15 protein-coding genes are annotated in these 17,783 nt (G+C 64.1%); 10 read left to right on the top strand and 5 right to left on the bottom strand.

All coding sequences use genetic code 11. The annotated features are described in order from the left end of the window. Positions 1 to 2: 2 nt before the first annotated feature. The gene (locus ACZI8Q_RS14040; RefSeq protein ID WP_463374156.1) at positions 3 to 503 is read right to left on the bottom strand and encodes a hypothetical protein; all 501 of its coding nucleotides are present in this window, start codon (positions 501 to 503) and stop codon (positions 3 to 5) included. Between the two features lie 628 nt (positions 504 to 1,131). Between ACZI8Q_RS14040 and ACZI8Q_RS14035 the strand changes: the two genes are divergently transcribed. After that, entirely contained in the window at positions 1,132 to 2,385 is a 1,254-nt protein-coding gene (locus ACZI8Q_RS14035) for a YibE/F family protein (RefSeq protein ID WP_463374155.1), read from the top strand. A 9-nt stretch (positions 2,386 to 2,394) separates the two neighbouring features. Here ACZI8Q_RS14035 and ACZI8Q_RS14030 read toward each other — a convergent pair whose 3' ends face one another. Both ACZI8Q_RS14030 and ACZI8Q_RS14025 read right to left on the bottom strand, forming a co-directional pair. Continuing rightward, positions 2,395 to 3,624 carry an Hsp70 family protein gene (locus ACZI8Q_RS14030; protein WP_463374154.1) on the bottom strand — a complete coding sequence of 410 codons (1,230 nt, stop codon included), beginning with the start codon at positions 3,622 to 3,624 and terminating at the stop codon, positions 2,395 to 2,397. Between the two features lie 219 nt (positions 3,625 to 3,843). Continuing rightward, positions 3,844 to 5,166, bottom strand: coding sequence for a UDP-glucose dehydrogenase family protein (locus ACZI8Q_RS14025; RefSeq protein WP_463374153.1), 1,323 nt, complete (start codon positions 5,164 to 5,166; stop codon positions 3,844 to 3,846). A 126-nt stretch (positions 5,167 to 5,292) separates the two neighbouring features. Here ACZI8Q_RS14025 and ACZI8Q_RS14020 point away from each other — a divergent pair, with 126 nt between their 5' ends. Beyond that, complete coding sequence (locus tag ACZI8Q_RS14020; protein ID WP_463374152.1) at positions 5,293 to 5,811, top strand: arsenate reductase/protein-tyrosine-phosphatase family protein; 519 nt, start codon at positions 5,293 to 5,295, stop codon at positions 5,809 to 5,811. 137 nt (positions 5,812 to 5,948) lie between these two features. Here the strand turns inward: ACZI8Q_RS14020 and aztA are convergent, their stop codons facing one another. Next, positions 5,949 to 6,590: a zinc ABC transporter ATP-binding protein AztA gene (aztA, locus tag ACZI8Q_RS14015; RefSeq protein WP_463374151.1), complete on the bottom strand. Its 642-nt coding sequence runs from the start codon at positions 6,588 to 6,590 to the stop codon at positions 5,949 to 5,951. Between the two features lie 19 nt (positions 6,591 to 6,609). On the opposite strand from aztA, the gene aztB reads away from it, so the two are divergent. The 6 genes from aztB (at position 6,610) to ACZI8Q_RS13985 (ending at position 14,085) form a co-directional block, all read left to right on the top strand. After that, positions 6,610 to 7,437 (top strand): zinc ABC transporter permease AztB, encoded by an 828-nt coding sequence (aztB, locus tag ACZI8Q_RS14010; protein ID WP_463374150.1) that lies wholly within the window; start codon positions 6,610 to 6,612, stop codon positions 7,435 to 7,437. A 19-nt stretch (positions 7,438 to 7,456) separates the two neighbouring features. Continuing rightward, on the top strand, positions 7,457 to 8,737 hold the full coding sequence (locus tag ACZI8Q_RS14005; RefSeq protein ID WP_463374149.1) for an ABC transporter: 1,281 nt from the start codon (positions 7,457 to 7,459) through the stop codon (positions 8,735 to 8,737). Then, the gene (gene aztC / locus ACZI8Q_RS14000; RefSeq protein WP_463374148.1) at positions 8,734 to 9,648 is read left to right on the top strand and encodes a zinc ABC transporter substrate-binding protein AztC; all 915 of its coding nucleotides are present in this window, start codon (positions 8,734 to 8,736) and stop codon (positions 9,646 to 9,648) included. The genes ACZI8Q_RS14005 and aztC overlap by 4 nt, the downstream gene beginning before the upstream one ends. A gap of 71 nt (positions 9,649 to 9,719) precedes the next feature. Continuing rightward, positions 9,720 to 10,880 (top strand): zinc metallochaperone AztD, encoded by a 1,161-nt coding sequence (gene aztD / locus ACZI8Q_RS13995; RefSeq protein WP_463374147.1) that lies wholly within the window; start codon positions 9,720 to 9,722, stop codon positions 10,878 to 10,880. A gap of 132 nt (positions 10,881 to 11,012) precedes the next feature. After that, positions 11,013 to 11,756: an HAD family hydrolase gene (locus ACZI8Q_RS13990; protein ID WP_463374241.1), complete on the top strand. Its 744-nt coding sequence runs from the start codon at positions 11,013 to 11,015 to the stop codon at positions 11,754 to 11,756. After that, positions 11,746 to 14,085, top strand: coding sequence for a glycoside hydrolase family 65 protein (locus ACZI8Q_RS13985; protein ID WP_463374146.1), 2,340 nt, complete (start codon positions 11,746 to 11,748; stop codon positions 14,083 to 14,085). The genes ACZI8Q_RS13990 and ACZI8Q_RS13985 overlap by 11 nt, the downstream gene beginning before the upstream one ends. 4 nt (positions 14,086 to 14,089) lie before the next feature. Here the strand turns inward: ACZI8Q_RS13985 and ACZI8Q_RS13980 are convergent, their stop codons facing one another. Then, entirely contained in the window at positions 14,090 to 15,652 is a 1,563-nt protein-coding gene (locus ACZI8Q_RS13980) for an outer membrane protein assembly factor BamB family protein (RefSeq protein WP_463374145.1), read from the bottom strand. A gap of 317 nt (positions 15,653 to 15,969) precedes the next feature. Here ACZI8Q_RS13980 and ACZI8Q_RS13975 point away from each other — a divergent pair, with 317 nt between their 5' ends. Further along, the gene (locus ACZI8Q_RS13975) at positions 15,970 to 17,370 is read left to right on the top strand and encodes a WS/DGAT/MGAT family O-acyltransferase (protein ID WP_463374144.1); all 1,401 of its coding nucleotides are present in this window, start codon (positions 15,970 to 15,972) and stop codon (positions 17,368 to 17,370) included. A 259-nt stretch (positions 17,371 to 17,629) separates the two neighbouring features. Continuing rightward, entirely contained in the window at positions 17,630 to 17,755 is a 126-nt protein-coding gene (locus ACZI8Q_RS13970) for a hypothetical protein (protein WP_463374143.1), read from the top strand. The last annotated feature ends 28 nt before the right edge of the window (positions 17,756 to 17,783 follow it).

Raw genomic sequence — 17,783 nt, 5'->3', positions numbered from 1 at the left:
CGTCAGAGGCTTCCGAGGATGCGGACGGTCCGCTCATCGGCGCTCGCCGTACGCCGGCTCACCCGCGACATGATGTGGGTGGCGAGGAGTTCTGCGTCGTACTCCTGCTCGCTCGAGTAGTTGGAACGCCCGAAGGCGCCGAGAATTGTGGACGAGCCGACGACCGGTTCGAGATCGTGTAGACGGTCGGGGCTCAGCGTGGTGTCACCGATCGCATCATGTTCGTGGCCGAGTTCCATGTGGGCTATCTCGTGACACACGATATGCGTGGCGTGTACGTCCGATGTGTCATCGGTGTAGACGATGACGTCGTCTGAGACGCGAGCGAGCCACATGCCGTAATGGTTGCTCGGGATGAGTCGGTGCGAGACGGGAGCGAGTCGGATCGGGCGGCCACGACGCCAGGCGACACTCGCCACGAGGGAATCGCGGTCCACGACGGAAGGCAGATTCATTCGCGCGAGCACTGCGCCGATCCGGTCCTTGCCGCTGGACTGCTTCACCGTTCACACCTCCTGAACGGTGAATCCTATGCCTTTACAACTCGAGAACGGACGTCACGCCGGCCCTCGAGTGGACATGCGATCTCTGCCTCTACGGCGACACGATTGCGATTTAGGCCACCTGCTTGACGTTTACACCGGATATGTATGTAAGGTTGACGTCAGGCACTTCGGTGCCCGCGAGCACCTGACGCCCCTCCCCCCCCCTGTGGTCGTCAGGTTGGTGGCGGGGTCAACCCCCCCTGTACCCCGCCACCCAGCTCGATTACCTCGGAGCGCGAAATTCACCCCTCGTTCGGGAACTTCGCGGCGGCTCCGTACAGAGAGAACCCTGTGCGGAGATCGATCCCCCTCCAGACCGACCTTCCGGAGCGAAACACGAGCCCCGTAATGCCACTGCGCATACGGGGCTCGAACGCGTGGACGCACACCTGGACGCGCGCCCTGCCGTTGCCCAGACATTTAAGCACATTGGCGACACGTAAGCCACACAGGAGCAATACCTGCGGAACGTGCAGTTGCACATCCGAATCGGACGTTGCCCCACAAGGGCCTGCGCCGGTGCGGCCCCGGGCCACCACTACCCTGTCCTGGTGCCGACACTCACCGCTGCCCGGACCACACTCCGATGACCGGACATGGACATGGACATGGACACAGCGGGCCTGCCCCGCTCGGGAGGGCCGCGGCCACGGTTGTGGTCACCCTCCTCGGACTGATCGCACTGACGGTCACCATCGGTGCTGTTCTGCTGTGGCCGAGCACCGAACAGATCCAGACCGACCTTCCGCTGGGCGGCGAGATCGTCACCGAATCCGGCACAGTCACGTCCCATGACGTCGGCATCTGCGGAAGCCCCTCTGCCAGCCGCGCGTTCACCGGCGAGCCGATACCGCCGGAGACCGACGCCTACACGTGTCAGCGCAACATCGTCGACATCAATTCCGGTCCGGACAAGGGGTCACGCACACTCCTCGAGATCGTCTCGACCCCAGGCCAACCCACCCTTACGACGGGCGACGAGATCCGAATGCTCCGAGCTCTGGACACCAATGGTGATGTCCGCTATTCGTTCGAGGACTACGCCCGCGGCTTGCCCCTCACTTTGATCACCGTAATTTTCGCCGCAGTCGTCATTGCCATCGCGCGCTGGCGAGGCCTGCGGGCACTGGTGGGAATCGGTGTCGCGTTCGGCGTCCTGGTCGTTTTCATGCTGCCGGCCCTCCTCGACGGAAAGCCTGCCATTCCCGTTGCCCTGGTGGGCGGTTCGATCATTCTCTACGCGGTGCTGTATTTGGCCCACGGCGTTTCGCTGCGCACCAGTTCCGCCCTGTTGGGGACACTCGTCTCGATGATGCTGGCGGCGATTCTGTCGTACGCCGCAATCGATCTGACGCGATTGACCGGGCTGTCCGAGGAACAGAACACCAATGTTCAGGCCTACATCGGGACGGTGAGCATCACGGGCTTGCTGCTGGCCGGGTTCATCATCGGCTCGTTGGGTGTTCTCAACGATGTGACGATCACGCAGGCATCGTCTGCGTTCGAACTCGCCGAACTCGACCCCGACGCGAATCGGCGCCACATCTTCGCATCCGCCATGCGCGTGGGTCGGGACCATATCGCCAGCACGGTGTACACACTCGTCCTCGCGTACGCCGGTGGTGCACTGCCGTTGTTGCTGTTGTTCAGCGTGTCCGGACGTTCGATCCAGGACGTGTTGACCAGCGACGCGGTCGCGACCGAAATCACCCGATCGGCGGTCGGCGGCATCGCATTGGCGCTGTCGGTGCCCTTGACCACGGGAATTGCTGTACTCCTCGCCCGCCCGTTCGGAGACACCCCTGCGACCGTCAGGAAGTCCGGTCGCCACGCACGTTGACCGGTCGGGTCAGCGCGGGAAACGCGGAATTTCGGGCAGCTGGATAGGCGGAGGCAGCTGGATAGGCGGCAACCCCGGAATGGTCAGCTCGGCAGGCGGAGGGGGCGGAGGAGGCGCGACGGGCTCCGGGTTCTCGACGATTTGCGGCTGCGTCGTCTGCACCGGGGCGGGTTCGGCAGACGGCGGTGGCGGTGGTGGCGGCGGCGGTGCGGTCGTGGTCGTGGTCGTCACCGGCGGACCGGTCGGATCAGCCGGAACCGCCTCACCTGTCATCGTTTTCGGAGTCATGACCATGCCGACCGCGACACCGATGCCCAGGACACCGAGAACGGCGACACTGCCGATAGCTGCCACAGTTTTGCGCTTGCGCGAGTCGGAGTCGTGTTCGGGTTCGGTCTCCGCGAGCGCCGCGCCCCAGTCGAGTTCCGAATCGGGTCCCCGCGTGGCAGGCACTCCTGTGGGCGCTTGCGTTGCCCCCTGTGCATCGACGAGCAACGCCGCCCCCTGAGCCGCCACCAGTTCGGGTGACTCCGGTACGACGACAGGAAGCGCGATCCACGACTCGACCACCGAGCGAACCACGGGCACATGCGCCCCGCCACCCACCAGGACGACCACGTCGGGCTGCCGCGATGACCGCGCAATCACCTCCCGAACCAAACGGGCGGAGGATTCGACGGAAACCGTGACGAGCGATTCGAAGACGTCCCGGGTCAGGAGCAACAGGCCGCTGTCACCCGGAACGCAGACCGCGCCACTGCTCGACAACTGCTCTTTGGCACCCCGGCACTGCGCGTCGAGCGCCCGTGACTGCGCTTCGGTGGCCGGTGCCCGCAACCGCCCGGCGGAGACCTGCTTGTCTCGCACCATGCGATCGAACAGGTCACCACCGACGATGTCCGTGCGCAGAGTCTCGAGAACATCCCCACTCGCGCGATCGACGACACTGACGGTGAGACCGGAACTGCCGAGGTCGTAGATCAGAGGGGTCGACGCCGCTGCGAGGACCCCGGCGTGTTCGAGGGCCCGCACGGTCGCCCGGATCTCCGGAACCAACTGATAGTTGCTCAAGCTTTGGCGGGCCATCGCCGCGTGGACGGCCCCGGCCTGCACGTCGTCACGGTAGGCGACCCCCGTCCGATGCACCTGTCCTGGATCGGCATCACCGGTGAGCACGACGCCGATCGACTCGGCGGCCAGTTCTTCGGGCCTGCCGCTCTTGTCGACGGATTGCGACATCGTGCGCGGACCTTGGCGGTCACCCGAGCCGGGGTGAACCAAGTGCACAGCGCTAGCACCCACCGACACTCCGAGAACCGAACTCATGGACCGCCCCGCTCGACTGCGCAGGGTTCGATTTCTGGATGTCCCCGCTACCTGATCCGGCACACTACCGAAAAACGCGACCGGATTTCGACCCCGTTACCAGCATGAACACAAGACGTTCGGTGTCGTTCATCACCCGCGACCGAGGCCTCGGTATTCCCATCCCGCCGCACGCCAGGCCGCACCACTCAGGCAGTTCCGGCCGTCGACCATCGCTCGGTGCCGCACCACGTCGGCGAGGTCGGCCGGTTGCAGCTTCACGAACTCGGGCCATTCGGTGAGCAGGAGAATCGCATCGGCGTTGTCGCACGCCTCGGTGGCGGAGGTCGCGTAGTCCAGCGTCGGGAACAACCGACGTGCGTTGTCCAGGGCTTTGGGGTCGTACACGCTGACCACCGCACCATGCAGTTGCAGCATCCCCGCGACGTTGAGTGCAGGTGAATCGCGGACGTCGTCGGATTCGGGCTTGAAGGCGGCGCCCAGCACCGCGATGTTGGCTCCCAGGACCGAACCCCCACAAGCCTGGGCTGCCAGTTCGACCATACGGGTGCGGCGGCGCATGTTGATGCTGTCCACCTCGCGAAGGAAATGCAGAGCCTGATTGGCGCCGAGTTCCCCGGCACGGGCCATGAACGCACGGATGTCCTTGGGAAGACACCCACCCCCGAACCCGAGGCCCGCATTGAGGAAGCGTCGGCCGATACGTGCGTCGTAGCCGAGTGCGTCGGCAAGTTCGGTCACGTCTGCCCCGGTGGCCTCGCACACTTCGGATATTGCGTTGATGAACGAGATCTTGGTGGCAAGGAAGGCGTTCGCCGATACCTTGACGAGTTCGGCGGTCGCAAGGTCGGTGACGAGCAATGGCACCTGGTTGTCGAGGAGGTCCGAATACAGCTCACGGAGCTGGGGCTCGGCACGGCCGGGCCGGTCACGGTCGACACCGAGAACGAGACGATCCGGACGCAGCGTGTCTTCGACGGCGAAACCCTCACGCAGGAATTCCGGGTTCCACACCACCTCGACGTCGTCCCCTGCCGGGGCCAGTCTGCGGGCCCGAACACCGAGATCAGCGGCGGTCCCCACCGGAACGGTGGACTTGCCGACGATCACCGACGGCCGGTCCAGCCGCGGCGCCAAGGTGTCGACCACCGAGTGAACGTGACGCAGATCGGCGGCGTACTCGCCCTTCTTCTGCGGGGTTCCGACACCGACGAAGTGCAGGTCGGCGAATTCTGCGGCTTCGTCGTACGAGGTGGTGAACCGCAGCCGGCCAGCATCGATGTTGCGGCGAAGCACGTCCGTGAGCCCGGGTTCGAAGAAGGGAACCTCCCCGGACGAGAGTTTCGCCACTTTCCCGGGATCGATATCGACACCGAGGACATCGTGCCCGAGTTCGGCCATGCAGGCGGCGTGGGTTGCCCCCAAATATCCGGTTCCAAAGACGGTGCAGTGCATGCCACTTTGATATGCCGGTCAGGTGATCAACACGGATACCTGACCAGAGGGCACACCCAACAGCACGTGTACATCCGGTGCGGTGCGTATTCGGCGCCCGGGACCTGAGACCTTATGCTTTCGGTCATGCATGTTCTCTTCGTCTGCAACGAAAACGTCTGCCGGTCCGCGACGGCGGAACGGATCACCGCAGCCTTCGCCGAGGAGTCCGGTGCCACCGATCTCGTCGCGTCGAGCGCAGGAACGCAGGCCACTGCAGGTAAGCCCATGGAGGAGACGGCGGCGGCCGTCTTGGAGGGATTGGGCGGAGACCCGACCGGCTTCACCGCCCGTGCGATCACCGAGCAGATCGCCGGCGACGCCGACCTCGTATTGACGATGACCGAGGACAACCGGGACGACGTGCTGAAGCTGGCGCCCGCGCAGTCGAAGAAGACGTTCACCCTGAAGGAAGCCGCACGGCTCGCGGAAGCCTCCGGCGCGACCACGGTCGCCGACCTGGATGCGGCACGTACGAGGCACAAGGGCTCGAACAGTCCTGAGAATGTCGCCGATCCGGTCGGAGCGGACGAAGACACCTACTTGGCCGTCGGCTCGGAGATCGCGGAGCTGGTGGGAGCGTTGACGCGGTCCGTGCGCTCCTGACCTCGATTTTCAGAGCAGATCGCTGATCTACCACCAAATTGAAGTGGCCCCGCCAAACCGGGGGGGTGGGTTGGCGGGGCCGGCGCAACCAGCCGGGGGGGTTGGCTGGACTTGCCTGACCTACAGTAGACGCAACATCACGGAGATGCACGCATTTCACTTGATACGTTTTCGTAACGGCCCAACTCGATCGCATGATCGACCCGCGCAGGGTCGAGTACTTCGTGAGTTGCGACCACCACCGTCGCGCCGCGAGCAGCCTCTTCGGCAATGATATCGCCGATCACGCGGGTCGCGTGATCGTCGAGTCCCGCGGTCGGCTCGTCGAGAAGAACCAACTCTCCGCGCTGGACGAGCGCCTGCGCCAAGAGAACACGTTGAAACTGTCCGCCGGACAACGACGTCAGTCTTCGATGCGCGACACCCGACATCCCCAGTAGACGAAGAGCCTCGTCGACTGCCCGCCGGTCCTCTCGGCCGGGTCGCCGCAGTAGACCGAGACCCTCCCACCTACCCATTGCGACCACCTCACGGACGGTCAGGGGCAGTCGGGCTCCGACAGCACTGCGTTGTGGGACGTAGGCGACCGTTTCAGGAATCCCCGTCACCGTCCCCGATTGCGGTGCGAGGACGCCGGCAAGAACCTGCAAAAGGGTCGATTTCCCCGAACCGTTGGGCCCTACCAGGGCGGTTACCGTCCCAGGCGCGAACCGTGCGTGGATCCCGTCGAGTGCAACGTCACGGCCGTAACGCACAACCAGTTCGCTTATGACAATCATTATCAATTACTTTAGCACCATGCAGTGGCTACTCGATCCACTCTCGGTCTCGTTCGTCCAGCGCGCACTCCTGTCAGGCATGCTCGTGTCGATCCTGTGCGCACTGGTCGGAACCTGGGTGGTACTTCGCGGCATGGCGTTCATGAGTGACGCCGTCGCGCACGGCATGCTGCCGGGCATCGCCGTCTCGTACCTCATCGGCGCCAACCTGCTCATGGGTGCCGCCATCAGCGCACTCGCGATGATCCTCGGAATTGCATGGGTGTCAAAAGATTCCGAACTCTCCGAAGACACGGGAATCGGACTGCTGTTCGCCGGAATGCTTGCCCTCGGCGTGGTGATCGTGTCGCGGTCGAGTTCGTTCGCGGTGGATCTCGCCGGGTTCCTCTTCGGAGACGTACTGTCAGCGACACGGACGGACGTCTGGTGGCTCCTCACGGCCACTGCACTCGCTGCCGTCGTGTCGGCGATCTGCTACCGACCGTTCGTAGCGCTCGTCTTCGATCGACGGAAGGCGCACACGCTGGGCCTGGGTCCGCGCTGCGCACACGTGGCGATGCTCGCCCTTGTCGTCCTTGCCGTGGTTGCCTCGTTCCGAGTCGTCGGCACGCTGCTGGTATTCGGCTTACTGATCGCACCCTCGGCCACGGCGTATCTGTTCGGTCGGTCCATCGCGGGCACCATCGGGATCGCAGTCCTGCTCGGATGGTCGGCATGCATCATCGGCCTTCTCGTGTCATGGCACGGCGATACCGCCGCAGGGGCGACGATCGCCGGTATCGCCGTCCTGCAGTTCTTTCTGGTCAGCGCCTGCCGGGGCACGATACGCGGGCTACGTTTACGATAATGATTCTCATTATCGACAAATGGAGAAGACTGTGCGCCACTCCCCCATCCTTCGCCTTGCCGCCACCGCGGCGGCCTCGTCGATGCTCGTCGCCTGCGGGGCCACCGACAACCCCGAGAGTTCGAGCCGGGCACCTGCACCCGGAAGCGATCTCGCAGCAGAGTCCGGTTCGACCGAAGTCGACGGTCCCCGACCCCGCCTCGTCGTGTCCGACGCGAACTCGGGACGCATCGACGTCCTCGACCTCGTCACAACAGAGACCCTCGAAACCTTCGACACCGAGCACTCCAGCGCGTTGACCACCGTGAACGAGCGTTACGTCTACGCCGTAACCGCCAACGACGCAGTTCACGTCCTCGACCCGGGATCGTGGACCATCGATCACGGCGATCACACACACTCGTACACGGCACCCCCCGCACTACTCGGCCGACTCGAGGGGATCGGCCCCGCCCGAGTCATCGAGGGCGACCGCAAGGTGGCAACCTTCTTCGACGGGCCGGGACGAGCGAACGTCACCAGCTTCGAGGCGCTGTCGGACGGCACCGCGGATACCGAGTTTTCGATCACTGCCGACGCGCCCCATCACGGAGTCGTCATTCCAGTCGACGACCACTTTCTCGTCTCCCACTCCACCGAAGACCCCGGGCAATCGCTACCCGATGCGTTCGAACTACGCGACGACAGCGGACAATTCGTCAGCACGTTCGACACCGCCTGCCCACAGACACAGGGCACTGCGGTGTTCGACAAGCATGTGGTCGCCGGTTGTAGCGACGGACTTTTCGTCGCAACGACCGACGGTTCGAAGTGGACGTCCGCGAAGATCCCCTACCCCGATGGAATCACCGCACCGACGCGTCCGGCAGCCTTCCGCCGACAAGAGTCGATCCCCGTGATCGCGGCCGTCGCCGGACCTCCTGCCACCAATGACGGCGTCCTGACGTTCGACACCGCCACGAAACACTGGACGCACATCGCCACCCCCGATCGCGCCCTCGCCACCCATCTTTCCGGCGACGGCAAGGCCGTGTTCGCCGTACTCGCGGACGGCACGTTCCGCGTCTACGACATCGCGACAGGGGCCGAGACAGCCTCCCGGCGGGTACTGACCGGACCGTTCGAGACGGCCGACACTTCCCAGCCGCGACCGCAGATAGCAGTGTCCGGAAAGCGCGCCTACGTCACCGATCCCGAAGGTGAGCGGATACAGGAAGTCGACTACCGGGACGGAGCACGCATTGCCCGCACCCTGAACGTCGACTTCCCGATCGCATCGGTAAGCGTGGTGGGCGGATGAAGCGCGCAGCAACGCTCCTGACCACCCTCCTCGGGGCCGTCGCCATGCTGACCGGCTGCTCGGGAACCTCCGAAACCGACCTGCCCACAGTGGTAGTCACCACCAACATTCTGGGCGACATCACACACAACATCGTCGGCGATGACATCGATGTACGGGTCCTGATGCCCCCGGGCGCAGACCCACACTCGTTCGAGATCTCCGCCGCGCAGGCAGCACGGATCGAATCGGCTGACCTGATCATCTCCAACGGGTTGGGCCTCGAGGAGGGAATCGCACACACCGTCCAGGCCGCTCGATCCGAGGGCGTTCCGATTCTCGAAGTGGCACCGGAGGTGGACCCGATCCCGTTCGACACCGACAGCGATTCCGCCGCACTCGACCCGCACTTCTGGACCGATCCGGAACGGGTGGCCGCCGCAACCGAATTGATCCATGACGCGGTGGTTCGACACGTTTCGGGTGTCGATCGAGCCGCCGTCGACGATCGAGCCGACGCTTACCGGGACCGCATCGCCGAACTGAACAGATCGATGACGGCACGTCTGGATTCCATCCCCGTCGAGAGCCGCAAGCTGGTGACCGATCACCACGTGTTCGGCTATTTCGCAGAGCGGTTCGGGTTCGAGGTGATCGGTGCCGTGGTTCCGAGCGGGACCACTCTGGCATCACCGAGTTCCGCCGATCTCGCCGAGTTGGCGGAAGCAGTACGTGTGTCGGGTGTCGGCGCGATATTCGTCGACTCGTCGCAGCCGTCGAAGTTGGCGGATGTCCTCGCGAAGGAATCGGGCAATCGCGTCGAGGTGATCGAACTCTTCAGCGAATCGCTCGGAGTCGCCGGCTCGGGCGCATCGTCCTATATCGACATGATGAAAACCAACGCGGCCAGGATCGCAGAAGGACTGAAATAGGGCGGTCCACATGCCGAAATGCGCATCAATAACTTTGACAATCATTTCCATTAAGGTTTGACTCTTCGCTCATGACAACCAGTAAACGAACCCGCATCCCCACCGCCGTGCTGGCCCTGGGAACGTCGGCAGCACTGCTGGCGGGCTGCTCGACCGGCGACGCCGTCGACGAATCCACCACCGTCGGGCCACGGCTCACCGCAAGCTACGAGGGCGGAATCATGGTCCTCGACGCAGACAGCCTCGAGGTGGTGGAGACCGTCGAGAACGTCGACGGATTCCTTCGACTCAACCCCGCCGGCGACGGGCGACACGTACTCGTCAGCACAGGAAATTCGTTCACCGCCCTCGACACGGCCGAAGCAGAACTGACCGATGTGAGCTTCGCTGCCGAAAAGCCGGGTCACGTGGTGCGCCACCACGGCAAGACGGTGCTGTTCGACGACGGAACCGGATCGATCCGGATCTTCGACCCCACGACGCTCTCGGAAGGAAAACCCGAAACGGAGGAACACACCACCGAAGAGGCGCATCACGGCGTGGCGGTGGAACTGTCCGACGGGACGCTGCTGACCACTCTCGGCAACGAAGAAGAGCGACAGGGAGTCGTCGTACTCGACGAACACGGCCACGAAAACGCCCGGAGCGAGGAATGCCCCGGCGTGCACGGTGAGGCGACGGCCGCGCACGAAGCAGTGGTGTTCGGCTGCGAGAACGGCGTACTCGTCGTCGCGGACGGCGTCATCACGAAGATTCCGGCATCGGACCCGTACGGTCGCATCGGTAATCTGGCCGGCGACGAGGAATCCGCGATCGTCCTCGGCGACTACAAGACCGACCCGGACGCTGAACTCGAACGTCCTGTGCGGGTGTCACTCATCGACACGCAGACCCATCAGATCTCGTTGGTGGACCTCGGTACCAGCTACAGCTTTCGGTCATTGGGTCGCGGTCCCGCCGGGGAGGCAATCGTGCTCGGCACGGACGGCGAACTGCATGTGATCGACCCCGGGACGAAGACGGTGACACAGACCATCCCTGTCATCGCTCCCTGGTCCGAGCCGGACAGGTGGCAATCCCCCCGCCCCACGCTCTTCGTGCAGGGCGCTACCGCTTACGTCACCGACCCCGAAACCAAGATGATCTACGCAGTGGATCTCGATGCAGGGAGGGTCACGGCGGAGGCGACACTTCCGAAGACACCCAACGAACTGACCGGCGTCACGGGTTGATTCGACCCACTGCCCCATCCGGTGGGAGTGCAGGCCGCCCGCCCTCATTCTCACCGGATTGGGAACGATCACAACACGCAACTGCACAACCCCCACGAACAGGAGGTGTGCGGCGGTACGGTCAGAAAGGTGATTGGACTACCGGGCAACATCTCAGCCTGTCTGTTCGACCTCGACGGTGTGTTGACGGGTACTGCCGTTCTTCACAAGAAGGCCTGGAAACAGACGTTCGACGATCTTCTGGCGAAGCGCGACGGTGAGGATTTCGACCCCTTCACCGACAGCGACTATCAGAACTACGTCGATGGCCGTCCCCGCGCGGACGGGGTTCGAACCTTCCTCGAGTCGCGCCGGATAGCACTCCCCGACGGCTCGCCGGACGATCCGCCCACCGCCGAGACGATCAACGGTGTCGGCAACCGCAAGAACGAGCTGTTGCTGAAGGTGATCGGGCAGGAAGGCGTCGACCCGTATCCGGGCTCTGTCCATTACATCCGGACCGCATACGACCAAGGATTCAAAATTGCGGTCGTCACCTCCTCCGCGAACGGCAAGGCCGTGCTCGAGGCTGCCGACCTCACCCGGTACGTCCACATCCGCATCGACGGCGTCGTCATCACCGACCGTGGGTTGCGGGGCAAACCGGCACCGGATTCGTTCCTCGCAGCAGCCGAAGCTCTCGCCGTGAGGCCAGAGGATGCGGCGGTTTTCGAGGACGCCCTCTCCGGCGTGGAAGCCGGACGCGCCGGAAAGTTCGGATATGTGGTCGGCGTGGACCGCGTCGGCCAAGCCGAGGCCCTGCACGAACACGGCGCGACCGTAGTCGTCACCGACCTCGAGGATCTGATGACAGGACCCGTCTCCGATGGACGCTAAGGGTTACGAGATCTCACCGTGGGAACTGCGGTGGCGCGGCCTCGACCTCGAGGCGCTTCATCGCACCGAGTCGACGTTCGCCGTGTCCAACGGCCACATCGGCATCCGCGGCAGCTTCGAGGAAGGCGAACCTCGCGGACTTGCCGGAACGTACCTCAACGGCTTCTTCGAACAGCGTGAACTCCCCTACGCCGAGGCCGGGTACGGCTACCCGGAGGACGGTCAAACCGTCGTCAGTGTCACCGACGGCAACATCATCCGGCTGCTGATCGAAGACGAACCCCTCGACATGCGATACGGCGACGCCCCACATCACGAACGGGTGCTGGATTTTCGGTCGGGCACCCTGCGCCGCACCACGGAATGGGTGTCCCCCACCGGTCGTCGCGTGCGCATCCGGTCCGAGCGGCTCGTGTCCTTCTCCTCACGCGCTGTCGCGGCGATCCGTTACGAGGTCGAGCCCCTCGACGGGGAACTCGAGGTCGTGTTGCAATCGGATCTGTTGGCCAACGAACCGCTACCGACGAAATCCGACGATCCCCGTGTCGCGGCGGCCCTCGACCGGCCGCTCGTCGCGGACTTCGCGGCGGCGAGTGGTTACCGGGCGGTGCTCGCCCACCACACCCGCGCCTCGAACCTGTACGTCGCTGCGGGCATGGACCACGAGATCGAACTGCCTGCCGACGCACGCTGCAGCATCGAGACGGAGGAAGACCTGGCCCGACTGACGGTGGCCGTCGACATTCCGGCAGGGAAATGCCTGCGTCTGACCAAGTACCTGGCATACGGTTGGTCCGCCCGACGCTCCGTCCCCGCCCTTCGCGCCCAGGTCGACGGCGCACTCGCGGGCGCAAAAGAGACTGGATGGAAGACCCTGCTCGAGCGGCAGCGTGCGTACTTGGACAAGTTCTGGGCAGTAGCCGACGTCGAGATCGAAGGCGACGCCGAACTCCAGCAGGCCGTGCGGTTCGGGCTGTTCCACGTCCTGCAGGCCGGTGCCCGTGGTGAATCGCGGGCCATCCCGGCCAAGGGCCTGACCGGGCCGGGCTATGACGGGCACGCCTTCTGGGATACCGAGACATACGTATTGCCCGTGCTCACCTACACGTTGCCCGACTCGGCTCGCGACGCCCTGCGCTGGCGTCATTCGACGCTGGACAAGGCAAAGGCTCGCGCGCAACAACTCGGCCAGAAGGGCGCCGCGTTCCCGTGGCGGTCCATCAACGGGCAGGAATGTTCCGGGTATTGGCCGGCCGGAACCGCCGCTTTCCACGTGGGGGCGGACGTCGCGGCCGCGACGTCTCGTTATCTGGCGGCAACCGAGGACACCGAGTTCGAGACGGAATGCGGGCTCGAAGTGCTCGTGGAGACGGCCCGACTGTGGGGCTCGCTCGGTCATCACAATTCGGAGGGCGAGTTCCGCATCGACGGCGTGACCGGACCGGACGAGTACACGGCGGTCGCCGACAACAACGTCTTCACCAATCTGATGGCCCAGCAGAACCTGATCGACGCAGCCACATTGTGCACCAAGCATCCCGATCTTGCCCGCGATCTCGGGGTGGACGACGAGGAAACAGCACGATGGCGTGATGCCGCCGAGCACATGCGCATCCCCTACGACGATGCCCTGGGCGTTCATCAACAGTCGGACGCCTTCACCCATCACGCCGACTGGGACTTCGACGCCACTGCACTCGAGACATATCCGCTGCTGCTCAACTACCCGTACTTCGACCTGTACCGCAAGCGCGTGGTCAAGCAGGCCGACCTCGTCATGGCCCTGTATCTGCGCGGGGATGCGTTCACCGACGAACAGAAACTGGCGAACTTCCTGTATTACGAGTCCATCACCGTGCGCGATTCCTCATTGTCTGCGTGTATTCAGTCGGTGGTCGCGGCCGAGGTGGGGGATCTCCAACTCGCCTACGACTACCTCGCCGAAGCCGCTCTCACCGACCTCCACGATCTGCACTCGAACGTCTCGAACGGGCTGCACATTGCTTCGCTGGCCGGTACGTGGCTGGGGTGCGTCGCCGGATTCGGCGGAATGCGTGACTACAACGGCAACATCACCTTCGCCCCCAGAATCCCGGAACAACTGAATCGCTTGGCATTCCACATGCGCATCCGCGGCAGTTGCGTCTCGGTGGAGATCCGGCAGCATTCCGCCACCTACACCCTGACGTCCGGAAACCCGATCCTGTTGTCACATCACGGTGAACCGTTCACCCTCGACGACACACCGGTCACGCACGACATTCCGGAACCGCCACAGATCCCGAGAATCCGACAGCCCCGCGGGCGCGCACCCATACGCCGCGGTTGACGTTTCACCGGAAGGCTTCGATCAGCGGCTTCTCATCCGAAAGATCCCGTCTGTACGGGTCGACGTCACACACCCTCAGCAGCGCGCCTGGGACCGCGATCACCTGTGGGTCGACGCACCACACCGGGGAAGATTCGATGAGTCCGTCGGCCTGCTCGGTGACCGACACACTTCCTTCTGGCAGGTCAGCGGTGACCTCCCCGCCGACCACATCGCCCGGTTCGCGTATCACCAGGGTCGATCGAACTCGCCCGGCGGTTCCGGGATCAGGCAGCGACCATGACAGAACCACGGCGGTGCCGGATCGCGATACATCCACGCCGTCGCCAAGATTCTCCAGAGAGTCCGCATGCATGTTCACAAGCTCGCGCGTCGCAAGCGGATCACCAGTCGACGGTTCCAAGGCCGTCAGCCTGAATCGGCGATCCAACCCGCCGAATCCACAATCGTCGACAACGTACACCGCAGACGCCGTCGTGACGGTTTCCCGGATTCGGCAGTCCGATCGATAGTGCCATTCCTGGTTGCCCGTCCGCGGATCGAACGCGCGCAGCCGCCCCTCTTCGATCCGAACCATGACGTCGCGATCAGCGTTCGACGACTGCAGTTCGGCATGGACATCTGAACCCGACCATTCCAGTGGGGCAATATCCCCGCCACGCCAGAGCACTTCTCCCGTCATGGCATCGAATCCGACCGGCACGTCCCATGTAGCCACCACGATGGCACCGCCGTCGTACGACGCGAGCGAGCCCACCGAGTACCCGATGTCCGGGCCGCGATCCGGTTTCCGTTCGAAGTGCCATCGCTCGGATCCCGACCTTCCGTCGTATGCAGTGATGCCTTCCGGGGTTTCCATCACGAATCCGGCACCGGCCGCCACCACGCCGCCCACCTCGCCGCGAATCACGGCAGCGCCTTCGATCGCGTAAGCCGATCCCGTCACCGTGCCGGGGACAGGTGCAATAGTGGTGGCGGCCGCGGTGGTGCGATCGACGTTGACCCGGTCGTCTCCTGCACGGACCGCGACGGCCGAAACCGCGACACTTCCGAGCACAGCCACACCGGACACGACCGCGACGAAGGTACGACCCACTGGCGCGATCGGTTTCGCGGGAGTGGCCACCAGTAGAAGAACAGACCCTGTGAACACAAGAATCATTGCCGCGAACACTGTCGGCAACTGCTCGAAATAGGCTAGTGCGCCCCGCAATTCGCGATATGCGACGTATAGGTCCTCGGAAAGAGCAAAGGCCGCCAAGGTGAAACCACCACAGGCCCAGATCATTCGGGCGGAGAATCGGAACTCGTCACGGAAGGACGACCGGCGCGAGGACCACACGGCCAGGCCGACAAGGGATGACAGGACACCGGTCACCAGCGCGAACGTTCCGGCGGCCTCGGGTACATCCGCCAGCGACAGACCGAAAGTCCCACGGCTCTCGCCGTTCGTCACGTCATGCGCAGGCCTGGACGCGAACAAGATCCCGTAAACAGCGAGGCCAGCGCCCATCGACACAAAGACGAATCCGGTAGATACGAGCAACACTCGGATTCGATCCAACACCACTGATCCTTCGTCCGGTAGGCATTCACACGTGTCGCGTCAGAGTAGTCGCGCACCTGCTTGGACGACCGAACCGGTAACGCCAGCGTTACACATCGTGAAGATCCGTCCACCACAGTCTATTTCACGTTCAACAACTCACACCGTTTCGGTCCCGGAAAGTTCACCCAAGTGGACATTCGTCTAGTAGCAGAGACCTCTCGAGCGTAGTAGTAATGGAGAACCACGGCTTCAGAACGTTATGGCGCCGACCCCGCGCACGACGAATTCCCGATCGCCGCGCACACCACCGACCGTCCACGCCGAAGGATGCGCACATGCTGACGCCGATGTCTCCGCTCGACTCACTGTTTCTCGTCGGCGAGGCACCGGAGCATCCACTGCACGTCGGCGGTCTCCAGATCTTTCAACCGCCGGAGGGTGCGGACGCACGCGACATCCGAGACCTCCTCGAGTCAGCGACCGAAGTCGACTTCGCCGACATCGACCAACGGATGGCAAAGCGGCCACGGCGAACGTTGACCACACTCGGTCAGTGGGCATGGGAGCCCGATTCGCGCATCGACCTCGAGCACCACTTCCAGAAGGAAGCGCTGCCTGGCCCTGGCGGAGACCGCGAGCTCATGCAACTGTGCTCACGGCTGCACAGCACTCCGCTCGACCGCAGTCGCCCGCTGTGGGAAATGCACTTCATCGAGGGCCTGCGCGGTGGCCGATTCGCGATCTACACCAAGATGCACCACGCAGTGGCGGACGGCGTGACGGCGATGAAGATGATGCGACAGTCCATGAGCGAGGACGCCGACGAACGCGGGATGCGCGCGCCGTGGCAGCGCCGCCTGCCCGAGGATGGCGCGACACCGGACGGCCCAAGGCGTGGCATTCGTCTCGTCGACCTCCCCGGCACCGCCGCCCGAACCGGTCTCAACCTGCTCGGCGAGGTCGCCGGAACCGTCCCCGCCTTCGCCGACACCGTGTCCCGCGCGGTCCGTGATCTCGGCGGGGCAATGTCGGTATCGGCACCTGCCACGATGCTCAACGTTCCCATCTCCCAGGCACGGAATTTCTCGGCGCGTGCGTGGCCGCTGGAACGCCTCCGTCTCGTCGCGAAGTACGCAGACGCCACGATCAACGACGTCGTCCTCGCCATGTCCTCCGGCGCATTGCGCTCCTATCTCACGGATTTCTCGGCGCTCCCGGATGAATCTCTCGTCGCCATGGTGCCCATATCGCTGCACGGCCGGTTCGAGTCGGGGGGGGACAATGCGGTGGGAACCGTGATGTGCCATCTGGGCACCAACCTGCCCGATCCGATCGATCGACTGGGGACGATCCGTGACTGCATGCGCCAGGGCAAGGATTCACTACGGTCGATGACGCCGGTTCAGGTCCTCGCGATGAGCGCCCTCGGCGCTGCGCCCGCCGGCGCGGCCATGTACTTCGGCCGCAACCCCCTTCCACGTCCACCGTTCAATGTCGTCATTTCCAATGTCGCCGGTCCGGCCGCACCGCTGTTCTGGAACGGTTCCCGACTGGACGCGATGCATCCCTTGTCCGTACCGATACACGGACAGGCGCTGAACATCACGTGCACGAGCATCGACGACTTGGTGTCGTTCGGTGTCACCGCCTGCCGCAGGTCGGTGCCGAATGTCGAGTCCTTCCCAGCACGGTTGAGCACCGAACTCGCAGCACTCGAGAACGCCTTCGGCATCTGACGTGCGGTAACACGCATACCAAATCGACGTGATGTTCGACACACCCCTTACGCGGCACCTCACCGTTTCGGTGGACCTACACCCCTCCGCCAACCCGAACACCACTGGTAGGCGACCGATTTCCCAAGACTGCTATCTTGTGGCTAATTGAAGCGCCAAATGAACTCCACCTCAGTGGATTTCGCGCCCTGGCGCGCACCCGCCCGACGTGCGAGATTGCGATTGTCATGTCGTACGTCACACACAAGGGGTAGTAACCATGTCCGACACCGCGCTCGACAAGTCACTTCGCGAAGCCATCGACCTCACCAACGAGAAGTTCCTCGCCGTCAAGAACTTCTTCCTGGCAATCCTGGGCCTCGAGAAGGCGGCGACAAAGGCCTGATCACCGCTCCACCCCTCCGAGAAGTCCC

The sequence above is a fragment of the Rhodococcus quanlei genome (assembly GCF_055231015.1).
The sequence above is the reverse complement of the archived record's forward strand: the minus strand, read 5'-3'. Positions and strand labels throughout refer to the sequence as shown.